Source organism: Hymenobacter aerilatus, from assembly GCF_022921095.1.
In the GTDB taxonomy this organism is placed as follows: Bacteria; Bacteroidota; Bacteroidia; order Cytophagales; family Hymenobacteraceae; genus Hymenobacter; species Hymenobacter aerilatus.
Window position 1 is genome coordinate 1,480,816 of the sequence record NZ_CP095053.1, and the last position, 20,703, is coordinate 1,501,518.

The following is a 20,703-nucleotide window of genomic DNA, read 5'->3' on the forward strand; positions in this document are numbered from 1 at the left end:
CTTTTCACTCACTCACTTCCGCGCCCAGCACTTCTAACATCGCCTGCGCTTTCAGCAAACACTCCGCGTATTCCTGCTCTGGCACAGAGTCATAGGTGATGGCCGAGCCGACCTGAAATGAGAGGTAGCCCGTGTCGGCGCGGTATTGCAGGCTGCGGATAACCACGTTGAATTCAAAGTTGCCATCGGGCCACGCGTAGCCGAGGCAGCCGCTGTAGAGGCCGCGGCGAGTACGCTCGTAGTGTTCAATGAGCTGCATAGCCCGAATTTTGGGCGCACCAGTCATGGAGCCCATCGGGAAGGTAGCGCGCAAGATGTCTACCAGGTCTGCATCGGGTCGTAATTCAGCTTCTACGGTCGATATCATCTGCCACACGTGGCGGAAAGGGTAGAGGCCAAACAGCTCTGGCACTCGCACCGAGCCAGTTTCTGCCACGCGGGCCAAGTCGTTGCGCACTAGGTCTACAATCATCAGGTTCTCAGCGCGCTCTTTTTCGCTGTGGAGAAGCCGTTGGCGTTGCTGCTCGTCCTCGTCCGGAGTAGCCCCGCGCCGGATGGTACCTTTAATCGGCTGCGAAATAATACGTGTACCCCGACGCTGCACAAAACGCTCAGGCGAGGCGCAGAGTAAGTAGTGGTCGGCTACCTTATAGAAGCCCGCAAACGGCATCGGAGAGGCTTCGTTCAGCCGCAGGAACATAGCCACCGGATCAAGCACAACATCCTCCGCGAAAAACTCCATACACAGATTCAGCTCATACACTTCACCATTCAGAATGTCTTCGCGCACGGCTTCTACGGCCGCCAGGTAGTGGGCTTTGGGTAGGCGTGGCTGCATAGTAGCAACGCGAGGCACGGCCGGGGCAGGCGGAGTAGTAGTCAGAATCGCCGCTAATACCCCGCGGGTATTGCCATGAATTTCCACTGCCTCGTCGCGCCAGTGCAGCCAGGTTTGGGGCGTGAAAAAATGCAACGCGGGCCAATCCAGACCAGTGAAGTTTTGGCTGTGCAAGGCCTCAATTTCGTTTTTTAGCTCATACGTCAGGATGCCGAAGCGCGGTCCGGCCTGGGGGCCTTGTTGCATCCACGAGGACAGCTCAGCCAAACAGGTCGGCGAATCCGCCGCATCGGCTACGCCCAGCAGCCGGTCGAATGGCCCGCCAGGGTAGGGGGCGTGGTGATTGGGCTCGTAATAGGCGCAGTAGCGAAACTGCACCGCCCACTGTAGGGCCCGCGCCCGAAAATCGGGTGGCAACTCAGAATAAGAAATAGTCAGCACAGCACAAAGATGCAGCGGTAATGGTAGGTAGGGGACAGATTTTACCCCTATAACGCCGCCAGGGCCACTTTTGCTTTGGTATCAGTACTGTTTTTGTACTCATGCTTTGGATAGCCCAGCGCCTTCTGAAAATAAAACCGGGCCGTATCCTCTTTGCCATCAGTCTGATACAGATACCCCAGCTGCAGGGCCGACTGCGGCGCAAAATAATAGGGGGCCGCACCCGCCAGAGCAATCGTGCGCGCATAATAAAGGCGGGCCGAATCGGGCTGACTGAGTAGGTGCCAGGCACGGGCCTGGCGGTAGGGCCATTCCAGCCGGTCGCGCAGGGGGGTAGTGGGCGAGGGGGCGAAAGTACGTAGTGTGGCCAACGCCTCGGGGTAGTAGCCGCCGTCGGTTTGCAGGCGGGCGCGGGTGAGGGTACGGTGCAGGGGTAGGGCGTCGTCGTAGAAGCGCTGGGCGTAGTGGTCTTCCTCTAGCACGTCGCGGCCCTGCGCGTCTATCTGCCGGCGGTACTGCGCGGCCGCCACTTGGTTGCCGCCCAGCCAAGTGGCCAGATAGAGCTTGAAATATGCGTCCTTACGGTAGTGTTGGCCCCGGTATTCGCGCAAAAACTGTAGGTTTTCTTTTTCTGAGGCGGCGTACTGACCCTGGTACAGCAGCAGGTCGGCGGCCATGTGGTGCAGGTAGGGCAGCGGCAGGTAGGCAGCGCCGGTAGGGCGGCCCCGGTATGCGGCCAGCGCTGCCGCCGTGTGATGCAGCTTCTTCTGCTGACTCATCACTAAATAGCTGAGCAGCAGATTGTCGGGTTGTTGCGCAGCCAGCTGCTCAAACTGCCGGGCCGTGGCTTCGCCATCTTTCAGATACGTTTCGCGGAGCAGGGCCAAGATCAGGCGCGACTCCAATTGAAAATCGTGGGGCGAGCGGGCGGCGGCCGTCAAGTTTTGTAAGCCCGTTTCTACGCTGCCCGGCAGACCCAGTAGCTTCAGAAACCAGCGGTAGTTTTCGGGCAGCGAGCCGATGAAAAACTGGAGCATCCCCAGCGTCTTGCGTGCTGGTAGGTAGGCAGGGTAGCGCCGGACCACGGTCTGCATTTGCTGGTAGGCCTGCCGCAGGTTCCACGCCCCCCGGATTTCGTGCCCAAACGTGACTTGGGCTGCCGCCTGGTGCAGCCGGATTTCGGCGCGGGCGTAGTCGGGTAAGGCGCCGGTTTGCTTTTCCAGCAAGGCCAGTCGTTGGTCCTGCGCAGCTATGGTGGCCGCGTAGCGCCCGGCGTCCTGCAACACCAGCAGTTCCGCAAACTCGATGCAGTCCTGCACCAGCAAGGTGCCGGCAGCCTGGGCTGGCTCGGTATGCAGCAACGCGCGGGCCGTAGCAGGCCGTAGTTTGAGTAACTCCGCATACGCACGGGCCGCGGTGGACGTCAGGGTAGGCAGCGTTTCCCGCAGAGGTGCAGCTATGCCGAGACGCGCAGAAAACAGCAAGGCGGCCAGCCACACGCCGCCGACCATGCGGGAAGCAAGTAGGGTAGAAAACCAACTCCTCATATAGCAAAAAAGGAACGACCCACGGGCCGTTCCTTTTCAAAAGATAACCGGAGGCTTACTCGCCACGGGCAGCTACGTCGGCCAGAATCCGGCCGCAGTGCTCGCACACAATGATTTTCTTATGCGACATAATATCGGCCTGGCGCTGTGGGGGCACCGTGTTGAAGCAGCCGCCGCAAGCGTCGCGCTTTACGGGCACCACGGCCAAGCCGTTGCGCACGTTGCCACGAATGCGGGTGTAAGCTGTCAGCAGACGCTCCTCAATGGGCTGGGTAGCCTCACCGCGCTCGTCCATGAGCTTCTTCTCGTCGGCTTCGCTTTCGCCTACAATGGTTTGCAGCTCAGACTGCTTATTATCGAGGTCCTTACGGCGCTCCTCAAGGCGCTGCTTGGTACCGCTGATTTCGGTGTTTTTCTGCTCAATTTGGTACTGAGCTTCTTTGATTTTCTTCTCCGAAATCTGGATTTCCAGCTTTTGCAACTCAATTTCCTTGGCAATAGCCTCGTACTCACGGTTGTTGCGCACGTTCTGCTGCTGATCCTCATACTTGCGGATGAGGCCGTCGGCGTCCTTCGCGTTTTGCTTACGCTGCTTGATCTGGTCGTTCAAGCCCGAGATTTCCTCGTCGAACTTGCTCACGCGCACTTCATAGCCGGCAATTTCGTCCTCCAGATCCCGCACTTCTTCGGGCAAGTCGCCCCGCACGCGCCGAATTTCATCGAGCTGCGAGTCAATGCGTTGCAGGTTCAGCAGTGCTTCCAGCTTACTGGCAACGGGGGTATCCGCGGAGGTATTAGAAATCATATCGAACGGGGTTGGTCAGGGTCTCTGCAATTAAGACCGCAAATTTACGGGTAAATGCGCTGGTAAGCAAGTCCAGAAAGATCTCGCTGGTAAACTGTTCACTTTCGTAATGGCCCACGTCGCAGAGCATGAGCTGGCCTTCGGCGGCAAAGTACTCATGGTATTTCAAGTCCCCGGTTACGTAAGCCTGCGCACCCGCCGCCCGTGCTTTGCCGGTCAGGAAGCTGCCCGCCCCGCCGCACAGGGCTACCGTTTTAATAGGCTGTTCAAACTCCGTATACTTCACCACCGGCACACCCAGCGCCGCCCGTAGCCGCGCCCGAAACGCCTGCGGGGGTAGGGCCTCCGGCAACTCGCCTACCATGCCACTGCCCACATCCTGGTGCGTGTTTTCCAGCTTTAGCAGCTCGTAGGCGACTTCTTCGTAGGGATGCGCCTGGTGCAGCGCCCGCAGGGCGGCTCCTTGCAGGTGCAAGGGTAGGAGCACTTCCACGCGTTGCTCCTGAGCCGTTTCGGGCTGGCCGGGGGTACCCTGAAAGGGGGTTGTGTCCGTGCCGGGCGTGTACGTACCCGTGCCGTCAGTGCGGAAGCTGCACTCGGAATAGTTGCCTACCTGGCCGGCACCGGCGGCATAGAGCGCCTGCAATACGGCTTCGGTGTGAGTAGGTGGTACATACGTAATAAGCTTGCCCAGCGTGCCAGATTTAGGATCGAGGATGCGCAGATTTTGCAGGCCAAGCTTTTCGGCTAGCTTGCGGTTGACGCCGTGGCGCACGTTGTCGAGGTTGGTATGGGCCGCGTAGAGCGCCACATCGTGCTTTATAGCCTTTACTAGTGTTTGCTCTACCTCATTGGCGCCCGTCAGGCGCTTCAGGGGTTTGAAGATAAGCGGGTGGTGTGCCACAACCACATTGCAGCCCCGCGCAATGGCTTCATCTACTACGGCCGGCGTGCAGTCGAGCGCAATAAGTACCCCCTTGATTTCCTGCTGCGGGTTGCCGCATTGCAGCCCGGCATTGTCGTAGGATTCCTGGTAGGCGAGGGGCGCTGCTTGCTCCAGCACGCGCATGAGGTCGGCGAGGGTAGGCATGGGGGTAGGAGGAAAAGTAATACGCAAAAATAACGCAACAGACGGGTTGAAATCAGATCCTTGGTTAAGCCAACCCAAAGGGGATAGTTTAAGACTGTTGCCTGTATTCAGCGCAAACGATTTTAGCTTTTCTGTAACGCAAACGTTTGTGTAAGCTATTGAAAAAAAATACGTCTGCTGTGGTTTCAAGCCAGATTAAGGCATAATGAATCGTTTTTTTATTTCGACTACTATTTTTTCCTGTTGTAATTCAATATAATTAGCTCAGCTTATATAGGTTATATGAAACGGCGCAGCGAATAATAGCCATAGACACGTCTTGGCTCCGCTGCTTTTTATTCATCCGTAGTGCAAAAAAAGGGGCTTTTTACGCAAAAAATTGCAAACGTTTGCACTCAGTGAATAAGCTGGCTTTTATTTCCTGTATCCAGCACTTTAGATGCATACCATTCCAATCAGTTTTCCTACCAATAACCCTTTCACTAAAACATTCTATAAAGTATGAACAATCGAATACGCAATAAGCGGCAGTGTAGAGTAAGGCAACATAGACGTGTTGTTGTGCCAATAGTGCTATGTACAGCACTTGGGTTGTCAGCAAGCCAACCCACCTACGCACTGCCTACAACGGCTACGAACTTTGCCCCATTTGCATTAACGCTAGCTGATATTACAGTCCAGGGCCGGGTAGTAGACGCAAAGGGAGATGCCATTCCGGGCGTAAACGTCGTGCAAAAAGGAACCAGTAATGGTGCTCAAACGGATGCGGACGGGAACTTCAGCTTGGTAGTGCCAGAGGGATCTACCTTAGTCGTCTCCTTCATTGGCTACCAAACACAGGAAGTTTCCGCTGCTGGTGGAGCACGCCTTACTATTCAGTTGGGAGCTGACCAAAAGGCTCTTGGTGAAGTAGTAGTAGTAGGGTATGGTACCCAATCGCGGGCTACCGTGACGGGGGCTATCAGCACTACCAACTCCGCTCAACTAACCCGAACACCGGCTACTACCACTTCCAGTGCGCTGGTGGGTAGGGTACCGGGTATATCAGCCCGCCAGCCCGATGCCCGCCCAGGCGGCGGTACCAATATTCAAATTCGTAATATGGGCAACCCGCTATTCGTTATTGACGGGGTAGTGGCTGATGAAGGGCAGTTCAACAACCTGGGCCAGAATGATATTGAGAACATCTCAATTCTAAAAGATGCTTCGGCGGCCATCTATGGCCTGCGTGCTGCCAACGGAGTCGTGTTGGTGACGACTAAACGGGGTACAAAAGGCAAGCCGACCGTTAATATATCTGGTTACTACGGCCTGCAAAACTTCACCCGCTTTCCGCACCCAGCCAACGCCTACCAGCACGTACGGGCACTGGCAGAAGCAGGGCAAAACCAAAATAGGGGGGTAATCAACGAGCCGGTAAAAAGCGAGAGCATTACTCCAGAAGTATTGGAGAAGTGGCGCACAGGTGCTCCTGGCTATGAAAGCTTTGACTACTATAAAATGATATTCCGCCCGAATGTACCTCAGTACTACCTAAACGGTAGTATATCGGGTGGCTCAGATAACATTCGGTTCTATGTATCAGGCTCTCACTTAAGCCAGGATGCTCTTATTCGGGATTTCCATTTCAAGCGAACCAACTTACAGGCCAATATAGACGCGAACATAACGAAGCGACTAACAATTGGTACGCAGATTTCCGGGCGTGTGGAAGACCGCTATACCTTGGGGGTGCCTGGGGGCGACGACTACTTTAACCCGTTGCTGAGCGTGTTCAGCATGTGGCCCACCGAGCGGCCCTATGCCAACGACAACCCCAACTATATTAATCAGACGCACAACGTTAACGTGAATCCGGCTACATATAAGGAAGACGTTACGGGGTATTTTCAGGACTACTGGCGGGCCGGCAAGATTAACCTAACAGCCCAGTATGACTTTGACTTTGGTTTGACTGCGAAGGTAATTGGATCTTACAGCTTGGCCAACCGCATTGCAAACGGTTTTGAATACACCTACAACGCTTATCGCTATAATGCAGCCGCTGATACTTATGAAACTAATCCTTCGTTTGGTAACCAAAATCCATATCGTGAAAGACGGACCCGAAATGTTATTGACCGATATGGGCAGTTTCAGCTAAATTATAATAAAACGTTTGGCGACCATGGAATAGCGGCCGTAGCAGCGTATGAGCGTTACGACACGGATGACCGAGAGTTTGGTCTTAACACAGTGCCCCCTAACAACACCATTCCACTACTATTATTTGCTAATGCTCGAAACTTGGATGATGCCATTCGGGAGCAGGCGCGGGCAGGCTATATTGGCCGTGTCAACTATAATTACAAGCAGAAATATCTGGTAGAAGTATTAGGGCGTTACGATGGTTCTTTCCTGTTTCGGAAAGGTAGTCGCTACGGCTTCTTCCCCGGCGCTTCGCTGGGCTGGCGCATCACCGAGGAGCCTTTCATTAAGGAGCGAATTGGAAACGTGCTTAGTGAGCTGAAGCTACGCGGTAGTTATGGCCGTACGGGTAGCGATGTGATTAACAATAACTTTATCGTAGACCGTTTCAGCTATATAGGTGGTTATCGGTTTCCTGATCGTAGCTCCATCTTCAATGGCAGCTACGTGATTGGTATCGACCCACGCGATCCTCCTATCACTACGCTATCGTGGGTGACCAACCAAACGGCAAACATCGGTATAGATGTTGGTTTTCTGGAAGGTAAGATAACAGGACAATTCGACATCTTTGAGCGTCGTCGTAAGGGGTTACTTGCCGGTCGCTACGATGTGCTGCTGCCCAACGAGGTAGGCTATCCACTGCCGCCAGAAAACCTTAACTCCGACGCGGTGCGCGGTATGGAGGGTATTATAACGTATTCCAGTGCCGTAAACGACTTTACGTATACTGTGAGCGCACATGCTACCATGGCTCGCAACCGGGATTTGAAGCAGTATAAGCCTCGTTTCGGCAATTCCTGGGAAGAATACCGCAGCTCGATCAACGACCGTTGGGCGTATCTCAACTGGGGCTACCAGGTGATTGGTCAATTCCAGTCGGAACAGCAAATTGCTGAGTACACAGTCAACAATGATGGGCAAGGAAACCGCAACCAGTTGCCAGGCGACCTGATTTACAAGGACGTAAACAATGATGGAGTTATTAACTACCTCGACGAGCGGCCTATTGGTTATACGGAAGGAGCAACACCCTACTTTACCTACGCGCTCAATACCAGTCTAGGATACAAGGGTTTCTCACTCAACTTCGATTTGGTAGGGGCTGGCATGCAAACCTACCGCCGCGAGGTAGAGCAGCGCATTCCGTTTCAGAACAACGGTACGTCGCCTAACTACCTATTCGAGGACCGGTGGCACCGCGAAGACCCTTTCAATAACGATAGCCCTTGGATTCCGGGCAGGTATCCGGCTATCCGGCGCGATGACGGTGGCCACCCGAACTACAACCGCCGCAGCGACTACTGGCTCACCAACGTGCGGTATCTACGCGTGCGCAATCTGGAACTAGCCTATACGGTTGGTAAGCCTTTCCTAGAGCGATTTGGGGTAGGATCGTTGCGCGTGTATATCAATGGCACTAATCTCTACTCATTTGACAACCTAAAGGAGTTTGACCTAGACCCAGAAATTTCGAATAACGGTGGCCTGGTATATCCTCCCCAGCGCCTCTACAACGCGGGTTTCTCTATTGGCTTCTAATCTTCCTATTTCATCATGCAACTTACCTATAAAACACTTGCACTCAGTGCCGGACTACTTCTAAGCCTTTCTGCCTGTGAAAAGGACTTTCTGGAGCGAGACCCACCTGGTATTGTGCTGGATGAGCAAGTCTGGAATGATGCCACGCTGATTACTAGTCTGCTAGCTAACAACTATGACCGCCTGCCGGCTCACTCCCAGATAGATGCTGGCTGGGAGCAATTTGCGGCGTACGACGAGGCTACGTGGTCGGGCGGTGGCGATGGGTCTAATAACCTAGTTGATTATGGCTACGGCCGGTGGTTCAACTGGGATTACGGCTTGATTCGCGATATCAACCTAGCGCTAGAGAACATTGATAAGTACAGCACTACGCTACCAGAGGCGCAAAAAAAACAATTCAAAGCAGAGTTTCGCTTTTTACGAGCTTATATGTACTTTGAGATGGTGAAACGCGAAGGCGGTGTTCCACTGGTTACGCAGCAACTGATTTACGACTTCAGTGGCGACCCCTCACCGCTGCAAAAACCTCGCGATACAGAGGCTGCTGTATACGATTTCGTGGCCAGCGAGCTGGATGCTATCAAAAACGATATTGGCAACGATGGCAGCAGTTCCACAAGCGCTTTTAGTAACACCCGCGCTAACCGCTACGCGGCAATGGCTCTTAAATGCCGAGCCATGCTCTACGCAGGCTCTATTGCCAAATACAACGCGGAGTCAGGGCTGAATATTCAGACACCCGGTGGCGAAGTAGGCATTCCGGCCAGCCGGGCGCGTGAGTACTACCAGAAAGCTCTGGACGCTGCTAAGGAAGTAATGGCTGGCCCCTACCAACTCTACACTACAAATCCAAATCTGGGGGAAAACTTCTACGATGCCATTACCCGCAAAACATCTAACCCAGAGGTAATTTTAGCTAAAGACTTTTTGGTAACCAGAGACCGGCGTCATGGGTTCACGTATGATAACATTCCTCGCGGTATTCGGGAAGACAACTTATCTTCTTCCATTATAACTCCTGCACTGAATCTGGTAGAGGCATATGAATATCTGGATGGAACATCGGGCGAAATAAAAACTCGTACGGCAGATAACTCCGATTTCATTTACTATGATAATCTGAGCGCACCCTTCGCCAATAAAGACGCACGGCTCTACGGCACGGTTATCTATCCGGGTACTACGTTTGCCGGGCGTGAAGTGCAGATTCAGGCGGGTGTAATGGCTTGGAACGGTAGTTCCTATAATACCATAGAAGGCGGTCTAGCAAGCACCTATGGACCGCCTACCTATCCCAATGGCGACAACAAATTGCTAACGGGTAGCTCGGGGCCGCAGCGTTCGGAGGTAGAAGTTTCTAACACAGGATTCTATCTGCGTAAATACATTGACTCGACACCAAAAGCCAGTACGCGTGGCGTGCTGAGTGACACGTGGTGGGTGCGTTTTCGTCTGGGCGAAGTGTTATTGAACGCTTCGGAGGCGGCTTTGGAATTAGGGAATCAGGCCGAGGCACTGACGTACGTGAACCGGGTTCGGCAGCGAGCTGGCTTTCCTGCCAATAGCCTGACCTCGCTTACTCGCCTACGATTGGAAAACGAGCGTCGGGTGGAGCTGGCGTTCGAGGATCATCGGGTGTGGGACTTAAGGCGCTGGCGTCGGGCTCACGTTTTGTGGAACGGTAACAGCGCCAACCCTAATGCTGTGCTATATGCGCTATATCCCTACCGCATTGTGCGGCCTGGTGACTCCCGTGATGGCAAGTATGTGTTTTTGAAGTTGCAGGCACCGCGTTTCCGTGCACCGCGCAACTTCCGCTTGGGTAATTACTATTCGGCCATTGACCAAGGCGTACTCAACAATAATCCTAAACTCGTTCGTAACCCCTTCCAATAAGGCCTACTCATGAAAGCACTATTGTATAGCCTAGTAGCAGGCACTGTTTTGCTGGTAAGCTGCGCCAAAGACAACGTTGACCCACCAAGCTCTACGCTGAGTGGCCGGATTGTGTATCAGGATCAAGTGGTGGGCGTTCGGTCCAATGCCTCACAAGATTTAGGGAACAGATCGACTATGCTGGAGTTGTGGCAACCAGGATATCAGTTCTTCGAAAAGTTTCCAATCTTCGTTAATCAGGATGGTACTTTCACCGCCACGCTCTTTGATGGTGACTACCAACTGGTACGTACCCGTGGCAATGGACCTTGGGTAGATAACACAGATACTATTGAGGTGCAGGTGCGTGGTAATACAGTATTAGATGTGCCTGTACAGCCGTACTTTACAATTCAAAATGCATCTATCCAAAGAAGCGGAAACACTGTAACGGCCACATGCCGGGTAAAACAAGAGGTTTCTGCGAGAAATATCGATCAGGTTACGCTATTCATTAGTCGGACTCAGTTTGTAGATAACGTCAACAATACTGCCCAGAATTCGAAAAGTGGTGCTGCTTTGGCTAATTTAAATCAGGATCTAAGCTTTTCAGTTTCCGTACCAGCCTCGAATAAAGGAGTCGTATATGCCCGTCTTGGGGTGCGAGCTGCTGGAGCTGGAGAATTCATGTTTACGCCAGTTCAAAAGCTGGAGTAACACACTTTGATTTATATCATGGAAAAAGGCGGTCTAATTGACCGCCTTTTTTTGTAGTCTATCTTAAACGACAGCTTGGCCCAGCACCTCCACATACCTGGCCACATTCTCAGCCAGCGCCCGACGCTTGTACTGCATCAGGTAACGCGGGTGGTCGAGGATGTGCAGCGTGTCGAACAATTGCAGTTCCTCATTCAGGCGCTGGAAATACTGCCCGTTGCGGCGGCCCAGACACACGGCGGCGTGGCGGGCCAGCCCTACTTCCGTCGTCATCTGCTGCACGGATTGCTGAATGTCGGGCCATAGGACGCGCGTCACAGCTGGCGAGTCATAGAAATTATAGTTCAGTTCGTTTTTCAGCAGCACCAAGGGGTAGAGCGAGCCAAGGAAAAAATGCTCATAGAATACTTGTGGGCCACCCATGGCTGTAATGACGGACTGCACAAACTCGCTGCTTGGTTCGCGGCGACGCGGCAAGCCGTTTTCGATGCCCCAGGCCGCGAGGGCAGTAGGGTCGGTGAAAGCCACGCCGGTTCGGCCGTTTCCCAGCCGGCCAGGATTGATACCCAGGAGCGCTACTCGCGGGCGGTTGGTAGCATAGTAGCGCGCGGCAAACTGCGTGAGCAGCCGTAGTGGCTCGGGCTGCTGATAGGGGCTTACAGCCGCTACGTCCTCGGGTAGGGGAGCAGAGGGTAGGGGAAACGTCGTGAGAAAGTGCAGGAGGCGGTCGGCGAAGGTCGGCATAGGGTAGGAGTAGGGCTGCGTCTTCCTACGGCGCAATGGTTGACAAGGGCCGGGTTTCCTGCGGTTTTCCCGCTACTTTTGCGGGCCGGGTCTTCTCTCGCCGCTCATGCCCACGCTGTTGACCATCCTGCTGCTACCCTTCGCCTGGCTGTATGCCGGTGTGATGCGTGTGCGCAATTGGCTGTACGATGGGAATATGAAGGGCAGCGAGCAATTTTCGGTGCCCGTACTCAACGTGGGCAACCTGCGGGTAGGGGGCACCGGCAAAACGCCCCACGTGCTCTGGCTCACGCGCCAGTTGCTCCAGCACGGTCAGCACCCGGCTATTTTGAGCCGGGGCTACGGTCGCCAGACCCACGGCTACCGCCTCGCCACCCCCTCCGATACTGCCCAGATCATCGGCGACGAGCCCCGGCAGTATTTCCAAGAGTTTGCCGGGCAAGTGCCCGTGGCCGTGAGCGAAGACCGGTGCGCCGGCATCCGGCAACTACTGGCTCTGTCGCAGCCGCCTACCGCCGTGGTTCTCGACGATGCTTATCAGCACCGCCGCGTACGCCCTACCCTCAATCTGTTGCTGACCGAGCAGCAGCGCCCATTCTACGAAGACTACGTACTGCCGGCTGGGCTCCTGCGCGAAAGCCGGGCGGGTGCCCAACGGGCTGACGCCGTGATTGTCACCAAGTGCGACCCACACCTAACTGCTGCTCAGCAGCAGGAGATTACGCGGCGTGTGCGGCGCTACGCTCTCCCCCAAGTATCAGTGTTTTTCTCTACCTACCAATACGGTGCACCTGTGGCTGTGAATGCTTTGCAAATAACTGCAAGCCAGGAGGTAGTGTTGCTGACGGGAATTGCAAATCCGGCGCCGTTGCGGGCGTATCTGCAAGCCGCAGGGTACCACGTGGTGCACCACGCAGCCTTTGCCGACCACCATTTGTTCAGCGAAACCGAGCTTGGACAGGTGGCTGCGCAATTACGGCCGGGCGTCAGCGTTTTCACCACGCAGAAAGATGCTGCCCGCCTGCAGGTACCTGTCTTACAGGCGATAGTAGCCAACTGGCCTTTATTTTATATTCCGATTGATGTGCAGTTTCTGGCCGACGGTGAAAGTCGCCTGCTGGCACTGCTGACACCTTATTTTCAGCCCCACGCTGTTGTCTGATTTGTTTCGTTTTCTGCTTGCAAGCCGGCTACTGCGCCGGTGGTTTTCGTTGCCGCTGAACCGGAGAAGCTGGCTGGTGCCGCTGCTTGTGCTGGTGTGGTTGCTACCCCTGGTTACCCACGCCCAGATTGTGGACGACTCCACGAAGGTGCTCTACGGGCCCAAAACCACGTTCATCATCCGAGAGGCCGATGTGCTGCGCGATACCATCACGCCGGTCATGATTGATACCACTCTCACGCGCCTACCCCAGCAGCGCTATTGGCTACACGACAGCACGTTTCAGCAGGACCTGGGCAACCTGGGCACTGCCACCCGGCCGCTGTTGTGGCAGACCAATACGCAGTTGGGCAACCGCCTGGGCCGCAACGTGTTTGATAAGTACGCCATCAATCCGGCCACTATTCCCTACTACGATACTCGCTCGCCTTACTCGTATTTTCAGTTCAACTCGGGCAGTACCGGCGAGTCGACGTTCCGGCTGTCTTATTCACGTAGCGTAAAAAAGTATTTCAACGTGGGGGCGGTGTACGAGCGGTTTACCTCTACCCGTACGGTAGGCGACCCGACTGGCCGGCAAGACCTGGTGCGCCACACCAACGTGTTGGTGTTCATGCGCTACCAATCGCCCAACGATCGGTACCACGGCCTGTTCAATGTCACCACCTCCCGGCACCGCGCCATCGAGCAGGGTGGTATCCGGCGCGATAGTGACCCGGTAGCGGCCGACTCCTTGGTTGGGAATGGATTATTGTTCATCCAGCCCAGCACGCAATCCACGTGGTTGCAGACGTCTGCCGGGGGCGCCACTGCCGCCAACGAGGAGGAGCGCAACAATGTGCATTTGGCGCACACCTACCGGCTGCTGGGACAGGGCCTCACGGCTTTTCACGTGCTGGATTACAGTTCCCAGCGCAACCGCTTTTACGACAACGGTATTGTACGCGTAGGAGGCCGGCCTGAATATCCCGGCTACCCCAATACCTTCCTCAACCTCACCAAAACCAACGATATTGCCTCCTACCATCAGGTAGAAAACACGTTGGGCTTTCTGGGGACTACCACCTGGAAAGGTTCGTTGGTAGAATACCGCGTGTACGCCCGCCGCCGCGACATCAGCCTGCGCCTGGAAAGCCTGTTTTCTACCGTAACTGGTACCGACTCGGCTGGCCGCTCGCCGCAGTTGCCGTTGCTTAGCACTACTACACCAGCCGATGCGCGTAAGCTGACGCCTTTGGACGTGTACCGAGGTGAAGGTAAATCAATTGCAGGCCAGGTATTTGTGGGGGGTAATGCGGCATTCAACTACAAACAATTTGCAATTCAGGCAGAAGGCGAATACCTGATTCTAAATGATGAGTATAAATTTCGCGGACAGGCAAAGTTAGGACCGCTAACAGGGGAGCTTCTTTTAGTAAGGTATTCACCTACCCTTACTCAGCAATTATTTAGCGGTAATCACTTCCAATGGGAGTATCGCCCTAAAAAGGGTGATAGTACGTTAGATAATACCAACGTGCAGCAGTTTTCTGCTTATTTCTCGCAGAAGCTGGGCAGCCACCAATTTAATGCCTCCGGGGCTCTGATTAATATAACCTCCTTGGTATATTATGGAACCGACGGACGGCCCCGAAATGCTGAGAATGCCCAGCAACTTGTGACTCTCACGGCCCGGCACCGCTTCAACTACGGTAAAGTGCATTTCGACAACCAGGGCACCTTCACGCTCGGCGGCCAGGGAACGGGCGACGACGACCCGATTCGTATTCCGGAGTTGGTGTCGCTGTCGCGGGTGTACTACCAGAACGAGATTTTCCGCAAGGCGCTGTTCGGGCAGATTGGGGCCGAGATGTACTACCAGTCGAGCTACCGGGCGTATCAGTACAGCCCCAGCACCCAGCAGTTTTACTTACAGAATAGCTTCACGATTCGCAACTATCCGGTTATCAACGTATTTCTGGCGGCCGATGTGAAAACGGTGGGCGTGTTCGTGAAGGTGGCCTACCTCAACCAGGGCCTGGCCGGCAACGGCTATTTCACCACGCCCTATTACACCGCTCAGCAGCGCCGCATCCAGTTCGGCATCCGCTGGCAGTTCTTTAATTAGGAGGCAAATGGTTGAATGGCTTGATGGTTGGATGTCTAATGGCTACGCCTACAAACAACCAGCTAGTGATTGAAGAGCCAACCATTTAACTATCAAGCCATTCAATCATCTAATTCATGAAAGAAAAAACCATCCTCAAGCTCAAGCTGAATACCGACCCACGGTGGGTGGATATTGCCAGCAAAAACATCGAAGATATTCTCGTCGACCACGCCTACTGCGAGCAGAAGGCGGCCAGCACCGGCATTTCGCTGATTGTGAAGTATCCGGAAAAAACGCGGCTGGTAGATGAGCTAACGCTGCTGGTAGCCGAGGAATGGAGCCATTTTGAGCGGGTGCTGGAGGAGCTGCGCAAGCGCGGCCACCAGCTGGGCCGCCCCCGCCGCGACGAGTACGTGGTGCAACTAATGACGCACGTGCGCAAGGGCGGTGCCCGCGAGCGGCAGCTCATGGACCAACTCCTGGTATCGGCCCTGATTGAGGCGCGCAGCTGCGAGCGGTTCAAGCTGCTCTGGAAACACATTCCAGACCCCGAGCTGAGCCAGTTCTACTACGAGTTGATGGTGTCGGAAGCCGGCCACTTTGTGAGCTATGTGGACCTGGCCAAGGAATACTGCGACCCCAAGGAGGTAGACGCGCGCTTGCAAGAGCTGTTGAAAATTGAAGGCGACATCGTAATCAACCTACCTGTGCGCGACGACCGCATGCACTAAGGGTAGGGGGAGTAGGGTGACGAAAGCAATAGGTGTAGGTAAGCAGCCTTAGCGGGTAGGGGGTAGTCTTTGCTACAGGTTGGGCGGGGTATCACGAATTTTTGGTAACATGCCGTGCTACGACCACTTACACGCCTCTATACTCACCAAAACCCTACTCGCATGATGCACGTCAAACGTATTGGTTTACTTTTCAGTCTTGGCGCCTCTTTACTTGGTGCCATGCCGAGTGCCTGGGCCCAGGCACCGGCCAGCGCGCCGCCTGAGGTGCGCAAGGCACCCATTATGAGCCGGTGGGAAAAGAAAATTACCCCCGATAATGCCTGGCGCGAATACCCGCGCCCCCAGCTAGTGCGCCCGCAGTGGCAAAACCTGAACGGGCAATGGGACTACGCCATCACCACCCAAACGGTACCCGCGCCTACCTCGTTTGAGGGTAAGATTCTGGTACCCTTCTGCGTAGAATCGACTCTTTCGGGCGTGACCAAGCCCCTGCGCCCCGAGCAGCGCCTGTGGTATCGGCGCTATGTGCAAGTGCCCACGCAGTGGCAGGGCCAGCGGGTGCTGCTGCACTTTGGGGCCGTAGACTACGAGTGCAGCCTATGGTTGAACGGTGGCCTGGTAGGCAGCCACACCGGCGGCTCCGATCCGTTCAGCTTCGACATTACGGACTTCCTGAAAACCGAGGGTGACAACGAGCTGGTGCTGGGCGTGACCGATCCGAGCTCTACCGGCGAGCAGCCCCGTGGTAAGCAAGTAACTAATCCTGAGGGTATTTGGTACACGCCCGTATCAGGTATCTGGCAAACGGTATGGATGGAACCCGTGCCCACCGCCGGCTACCTCGAAGAGGTGCGCCTGACGCCCGAAGTTGACTCCAGCCGCCTGCGCGTGGAGGCCCTTCTGCACCGTCCGGTCAGCGAAAGAAACTACACGAGCGCCATCCGCATCACGGCCATAGATGGGAAGAAAACGGTGGCTAGCACCGTGGTTAAGGTAGGGCAGATAGCCTACCTACCCATCAAGAACCCCAAGCTATGGTCGCCTGATAAGCCGTTTTTGTATGATGTGAAAACCGAGCTGGTAACCGTGGAGGACCCTTTCGGTGATATGGCCCGCAACAAGCGCCCCCGCGGTGGCCGGGCCCTAGCCGATGCCTACGCCAAAGCCAACGTGGTAGGCACGCCCACGGATGTAGTGACGGGCTACTTTGCCATGCGCAAGATTGCGCTGGGACCAGGGCCGGTGCAGGGGCAGCCCGTGCTGCTGCTCAATGATAAGTTCGTATTTCAAAACGGCCCGCTCGACCAAGGCTGGTGGCCGGCCGGGCTGCTCACGCCGCCTTCGGATGAGGCTATGATCTTTGAGTTGGACTTCCTGAAGCAGTCCGGCTTCAATATGTTGCGCAAGCACATCAAGGTAGAGCCCGACCGCTACTACTACCAAGCCGACCGCTTGGGCATCCTGATCTGGCAGGATATGCCCTCGGGCTTCCTCGACCATACTTCCCAAAACGACCACGAAGGTGTGAAGCAGGAGCCACTGCGCCGCTCGCTGGCCAAAGAGCAGTTTGAACTGGAGCTGCACCGTATGATCGACCGCCTCTACAACCACCCCAGCATTGTGACCTGGGTGGTGCACAACGAAGGTTGGGGCGAATACGATAACCAGCGCCTCGCCGCCCACGTGCAGAAGCTCGACCCCAGCCGCCTAGTGAATGCCGTGAGTGGCTGGAACGACCGGGGCGCCGGCGACTTCTTCGATATTCATACCTACGAAGAGGAGCCCCGCGCCCCCGAAGCCAAACCCAACCGCGCCGTGGTGATAGGAGAATTCGGCGGTATTGGCTGGCCCATCGAGGGGCACCTCTGGAACCCCGAAATGCGCAACTGGGGCTACCAAACCTACCGCGACGCCAAAACTGTGGAAGACGCCTACCGGAAGAAATACGCCAAAATCATTGAGTATTACCGGAACCGGGCACTCTCAGCCGCCGTCTACACCCAAACCACTGATGTGGAGGGCGAGGTAAACGGCCTGCTGACGTATGATCGGGAAGTCATTAAAATCCCGGTGAAAACGCTACGCAAGATTCACGCGCCGCTATTCAAAGAGGTGAAATAGAAATAGAAGCACTAAAAGACCGTCATGCTGAGCGGAGTCGAAGCATGACGGTCTTTTTCTATAGCAAACGAAGCCTTACTGCGCCGTTGTTACCTGCGCAGATGCCGTTTTCAGCGCCAGCAGCGCCCCATCCGACACGTCGCCGAACAGCGACACGCCGGCCGCGCCATTGCGCAGGGCGTTTTCGATGCCTTGCTGCACTTCTTTATCATTTTTGAAATCAGGCAAATACAGGCCGGCGTAGAGAGGAAATTTGCCCTTGAGTGCCTGCACGCCCTCGGCCACGGCCTGCCCAATCCAGGCTACGTTTTCTTTGTAGAAACCGTGGTAAATCATAGGGCACACACCGCTGATGTTCCAGTTCACCCAATCCTGCTTCACGTTGCGGTGGGCAATGTCGGGGGTAGGGAACACGGCTGCCGTGATGGGCTTCTTGTATTGCTGGGCTACTTTCGTCAGGCGCTCCACCACCCGGTTCACGCGCTGGTAGCGAAACAAGCGCCACGAAGGGCTGGCCTCGGGGTACTGCACCGTATCAATGTCGATGCCGTGCTCGGCTTTGTAGGCGGCTTTGCACACGGAGCAGTAGCAAAAATCGTACTCGGGCAACTCACTAGTCTGCACAATCTTATACGTATCCCACAGATTTACGGGGAGTATCACGTCGCAGAAACGCACGTAATCGAGGTGCACGCCGTCTACGTAGTCCTTTTTCAGCGCGGCGGCGTAATCGTCCTCCAGGTATTTTTTTACCTCTTCGCGTGACGGGCACAGCCAGCGGTAGTAATCCACGTAGGGCGGGTGGGTAGCGCAAGACTTGCCCGTGCGGCTCACGGCGTACCACTCGGGGTGGGCTTGCAGTAGCGACTTCTCGCCGCGGTTCATGGTCCAGATCCAGCGGTGCGCTTCCAGTTTCTGAGCCTTAGCGGCGCGGCAGTGCTTTTCGCTGTCGGCCTCGAAGAAGATGCCTCGCACGCCGGCTTCGTAATATTTGCGGTAGCGCTCGGCCAGTTGCTGCTCGGTGTCTTTGGCGTCGGGGTTGGTCCAGACCCAGTGCTTCCAGCGGGTTTTGGGAGCGGCTGCGGGCACGGCCGCGGCGGCCATGCCAGGCAAAAGGGAAGCAGAAAGGCCCGCGACTACGCTATTCTTAACAAAGTTCCGACGGCTGGTCATAGAGGTTGAGGGTTTTGGAGGTAGGGCAAAGAAAGTCAGGGCAAATATACTAGCACTGTCCTCCTGAGCAGCGCGAAGGACCTTCTCACGCGTGAACGAGTCGTTGGTACGTCAGTCGTTCACGCGTGAGAAGGTCCTTCGCACTGCTCAGGAGGACAAGGAGATTTTAGGTTTTCTGCTTCTTCTTCTTCGCGGCCGGGAAAAGCACGTTGTTGAGAATCAGGCGGTAGCCAGGCGAGTTGGGGTGCAGGGCTAAGTCGGTAGGTTCTTCCTCTACCATGTGCTGGTAGTCCTCGGGGTCGTGGCCGCCGTAGAACGTCCAGGTGCCTTTGCCCAGCGTGCCGTGCATGTAGCGCACCTCGCCCGAGGCCTTATTTTCGCCCATCACCACTACATCGGGCTTGATGAGCGACTTGCGGAAGGCCGTAGTCTGGCCCATAAAGCCTTTTATCACCTTCTCGTGGTCCTGCGTGAGCATGGTAGGCACAGGGTCATACTTGGCCGAAAAGGTGAACAGCTGGAAGTAGTCGTTGCCCTCGTACACACCCCGTTCGGCAGGCTGCATGTCGATGTTAGAGAATTCGTACTCGTACGGGTCGCGCACAATCTGGAAGTTCTGGAAGGCCAGCGTGCGGTTGAAGTTGAGCTTACTCTGCGCCTGCGGGTCGGCCGCGTCGCCGTCGTACATATTCTCTACCATGTCTACCCCCAGGCCGGCCAGGGCAATATCGTAGGTGTCGGTGGCCCCGCACATGGCAAACATAAAGCCACCGCCGGCAATAAAGGCCTGCATTTTGGTCACCACGGCGCCTTTCATCTCGCTTACCTTGGCAAAGCCGTTGCGCTTGGCCGCGGCCTCAGAGTCGCGCTGTTGCTGCTGGTACCAGGGCCGGAAGCGGTAGTTGCGGAAAAACTTGCCGTATTGGCCTGTAAAGTCTTCGTGGTGAATGTGCAGCCAGTCGTACTTGGGCAAGTCGCCGCGCAGCACTTCGTCGTCGTAAATTTGGGTGTAAGGAATTTCGGCGTATGTCAGCACCAGCGTCACGGCATCATCCCAGGGCTGTTTGCCCTTGGGCGTGTACACCGCAATTTTGGGCACCTTCTCCAGCTTCATGATGTCCATGTTGGCGTTGGGGTCGGCAATCTGGCTGAGCACGCTGGTGTACTGCGCCTCCGAAATCACCTGGTACGTGACGCCTCGCACGGCCAGCTCGTTTTCGGCGCCGGCCACTGCATCGAATGCAAAAGCGCCGCCCCGGTAATTCAGCAGCCAGTCTACCTCCACTTGCTTGCCCAGCAGCCAGTAGGCCATACCGTAGGCTTTCAGGTGCTCCTTCTGCGCCTCATCCATGGGAATAAGGATGTGGTTGGCCCACGCTGCTGCGGGCGCACTCAGCCACAGAACAGCCAGCAGCAGGAAAGAATATAAACGCTTTATCAGCATAGAGTAAACGACTAGAAACCGCAAAAAAAGAACAACGCGCCTAGCCCGAAAAATGAGGTATAAGCCCGTATACTGCGCCGGTTGTCAAGCCCGTAGGCCCGATCGGCAGCTGGTATCCTATCTAAACAAATGTAGCGAAACGAGGCCGGAGTTGCGCCGAAAGCGCCTACCTTGCACTACCCACTACCTGG

At 55.4% G+C, this 20,703-nt stretch carries 14 protein-coding genes; 7 read left to right on the forward strand and 7 right to left on the reverse strand.

Annotation, left to right across the window (positions count from 1 at the left end; all coding sequences use genetic code 11):
* Positions 1-4: 4 nt before the first annotated feature.
* The 4 genes from MUN82_RS06210 to MUN82_RS06225 are packed head-to-tail and all read right to left on the reverse strand — an operon-like array spanning position 5 to position 4,721.
* Positions 5-1,279 (reverse strand): anthranilate synthase component I family protein, encoded by a 1,275-nt coding sequence (locus MUN82_RS06210; RefSeq protein WP_245095835.1) that lies wholly within the window; start codon positions 1,277-1,279, stop codon positions 5-7.
* Positions 1,280-1,326: 47 nt separating this feature from the next.
* Positions 1,327-2,826 (reverse strand): tetratricopeptide repeat protein, encoded by a 1,500-nt coding sequence (locus MUN82_RS06215; protein WP_245095837.1) that lies wholly within the window; start codon positions 2,824-2,826, stop codon positions 1,327-1,329.
* A gap of 55 nt (positions 2,827-2,881) precedes the next feature.
* On the reverse strand, positions 2,882-3,631 hold the full coding sequence (locus tag MUN82_RS06220) for a zinc ribbon domain-containing protein (RefSeq protein WP_245095841.1): 750 nt from the start codon (positions 3,629-3,631) through the stop codon (positions 2,882-2,884).
* Entirely contained in the window at positions 3,621-4,721 is a 1,101-nt protein-coding gene (locus tag MUN82_RS06225) for a Nif3-like dinuclear metal center hexameric protein (RefSeq protein WP_375374092.1), read from the reverse strand. The genes MUN82_RS06220 and MUN82_RS06225 overlap by 11 nt, the downstream gene beginning before the upstream one ends.
* Before the next feature lie 501 nt (positions 4,722-5,222).
* On the opposite strand from MUN82_RS06225, the gene MUN82_RS06230 reads away from it, so the two are divergent.
* Genes MUN82_RS06230 through MUN82_RS06240 form a run of 3 tightly spaced genes read left to right on the forward strand, consistent with a single transcriptional unit; the run spans position 5,223 to position 11,045 of the window.
* Entirely contained in the window at positions 5,223-8,450 is a 3,228-nt protein-coding gene (locus MUN82_RS06230; protein WP_245095844.1) for a SusC/RagA family TonB-linked outer membrane protein, read from the forward strand.
* A gap of 15 nt (positions 8,451-8,465) precedes the next feature.
* The gene (locus tag MUN82_RS06235) at positions 8,466-10,349 is read left to right on the forward strand and encodes a RagB/SusD family nutrient uptake outer membrane protein (RefSeq protein WP_245095847.1); all 1,884 of its coding nucleotides are present in this window, start codon (positions 8,466-8,468) and stop codon (positions 10,347-10,349) included.
* Positions 10,350-10,358: 9 nt separating this feature from the next.
* Positions 10,359-11,045: a DUF3823 domain-containing protein gene (locus tag MUN82_RS06240; RefSeq protein WP_245095849.1), complete on the forward strand. Its 687-nt coding sequence runs from the start codon at positions 10,359-10,361 to the stop codon at positions 11,043-11,045.
* Between the two features lie 63 nt (positions 11,046-11,108).
* Here MUN82_RS06240 and MUN82_RS06245 read toward each other — a convergent pair whose 3' ends face one another.
* Positions 11,109-11,789, reverse strand: coding sequence for a uracil-DNA glycosylase family protein (locus MUN82_RS06245; RefSeq protein ID WP_245095852.1), 681 nt, complete (start codon positions 11,787-11,789; stop codon positions 11,109-11,111).
* A gap of 106 nt (positions 11,790-11,895) precedes the next feature.
* On the opposite strand from MUN82_RS06245, the gene lpxK reads away from it, so the two are divergent.
* From lpxK to MUN82_RS06265, 4 genes are all read left to right on the forward strand, one after another.
* The gene (gene lpxK, locus MUN82_RS06250) at positions 11,896-12,951 is read left to right on the forward strand and encodes a tetraacyldisaccharide 4'-kinase (protein ID WP_245095854.1); all 1,056 of its coding nucleotides are present in this window, start codon (positions 11,896-11,898) and stop codon (positions 12,949-12,951) included.
* Positions 12,944-15,058, forward strand: a complete 2,115-nt coding sequence (locus MUN82_RS06255; RefSeq protein WP_245095857.1) for a putative porin — start codon at positions 12,944-12,946, stop codon at positions 15,056-15,058. The genes lpxK and MUN82_RS06255 overlap by 8 nt, the downstream gene beginning before the upstream one ends.
* A gap of 116 nt (positions 15,059-15,174) precedes the next feature.
* Positions 15,175-15,771, forward strand: coding sequence for a MiaE family protein (locus MUN82_RS06260; RefSeq protein WP_245095859.1), 597 nt, complete (start codon positions 15,175-15,177; stop codon positions 15,769-15,771).
* Between the two features lie 222 nt (positions 15,772-15,993).
* Complete coding sequence (locus MUN82_RS06265) at positions 15,994-17,895, forward strand: glycoside hydrolase family 2 protein (protein WP_245095861.1); 1,902 nt, start codon at positions 15,994-15,996, stop codon at positions 17,893-17,895.
* 75 nt (positions 17,896-17,970) lie between these two features.
* Here the strand turns inward: MUN82_RS06265 and MUN82_RS06270 are convergent, their stop codons facing one another.
* Positions 17,971-19,068, reverse strand: a complete 1,098-nt coding sequence (locus MUN82_RS06270; protein ID WP_245095863.1) for a glycoside hydrolase family protein — start codon at positions 19,066-19,068, stop codon at positions 17,971-17,973.
* Between the two features lie 166 nt (positions 19,069-19,234).
* Positions 19,235-20,512, reverse strand: coding sequence for an asparagine synthetase B (locus tag MUN82_RS06275; protein ID WP_245095865.1), 1,278 nt, complete (start codon positions 20,510-20,512; stop codon positions 19,235-19,237).
* Positions 20,513-20,703 lie beyond the last annotated feature (191 nt).

Excerpts from the sequence above, each read along its gene's own strand:
- MUN82_RS06215 (WP_245095837.1), bottom strand. The coding sequence starts at position 2,826 with ATGAGGAGTTGGTTTTCTACCCTACTTGCTTCCCGCATGGTCGGCGGC.
- MUN82_RS06220 (WP_245095841.1), bottom strand. The coding sequence starts at position 3,631 with ATGATTTCTAATACCTCCGCGGATACCCCCGTTGCCAGTAAGCTGGAA.
- MUN82_RS06225 (WP_375374092.1), bottom strand. The coding sequence starts at position 4,721 with ATGCCTACCCTCGCCGACCTCATGCGCGTGCTGGAGCAAGCAGCGCCC.
- MUN82_RS06230 (WP_245095844.1), top strand. The coding sequence starts at position 5,223 with ATGAACAATCGAATACGCAATAAGCGGCAGTGTAGAGTAAGGCAACAT.
- MUN82_RS06235 (WP_245095847.1), top strand. The coding sequence starts at position 8,466 with ATGCAACTTACCTATAAAACACTTGCACTCAGTGCCGGACTACTTCTA.
- MUN82_RS06240 (WP_245095849.1), top strand. The coding sequence starts at position 10,359 with ATGAAAGCACTATTGTATAGCCTAGTAGCAGGCACTGTTTTGCTGGTA.
- MUN82_RS06245 (WP_245095852.1), bottom strand. The coding sequence starts at position 11,789 with ATGCCGACCTTCGCCGACCGCCTCCTGCACTTTCTCACGACGTTTCCC.
- lpxK (WP_245095854.1), top strand. The coding sequence starts at position 11,896 with ATGCCCACGCTGTTGACCATCCTGCTGCTACCCTTCGCCTGGCTGTAT.
- MUN82_RS06260 (WP_245095859.1), top strand. The coding sequence starts at position 15,175 with ATGAAAGAAAAAACCATCCTCAAGCTCAAGCTGAATACCGACCCACGG.
- MUN82_RS06265 (WP_245095861.1), top strand. The coding sequence starts at position 15,994 with ATGCCGAGTGCCTGGGCCCAGGCACCGGCCAGCGCGCCGCCTGAGGTG.
- MUN82_RS06270 (WP_245095863.1), bottom strand. The coding sequence starts at position 19,068 with ATGACCAGCCGTCGGAACTTTGTTAAGAATAGCGTAGTCGCGGGCCTT.
- MUN82_RS06275 (WP_245095865.1), bottom strand. The coding sequence starts at position 20,512 with ATGCTGATAAAGCGTTTATATTCTTTCCTGCTGCTGGCTGTTCTGTGG.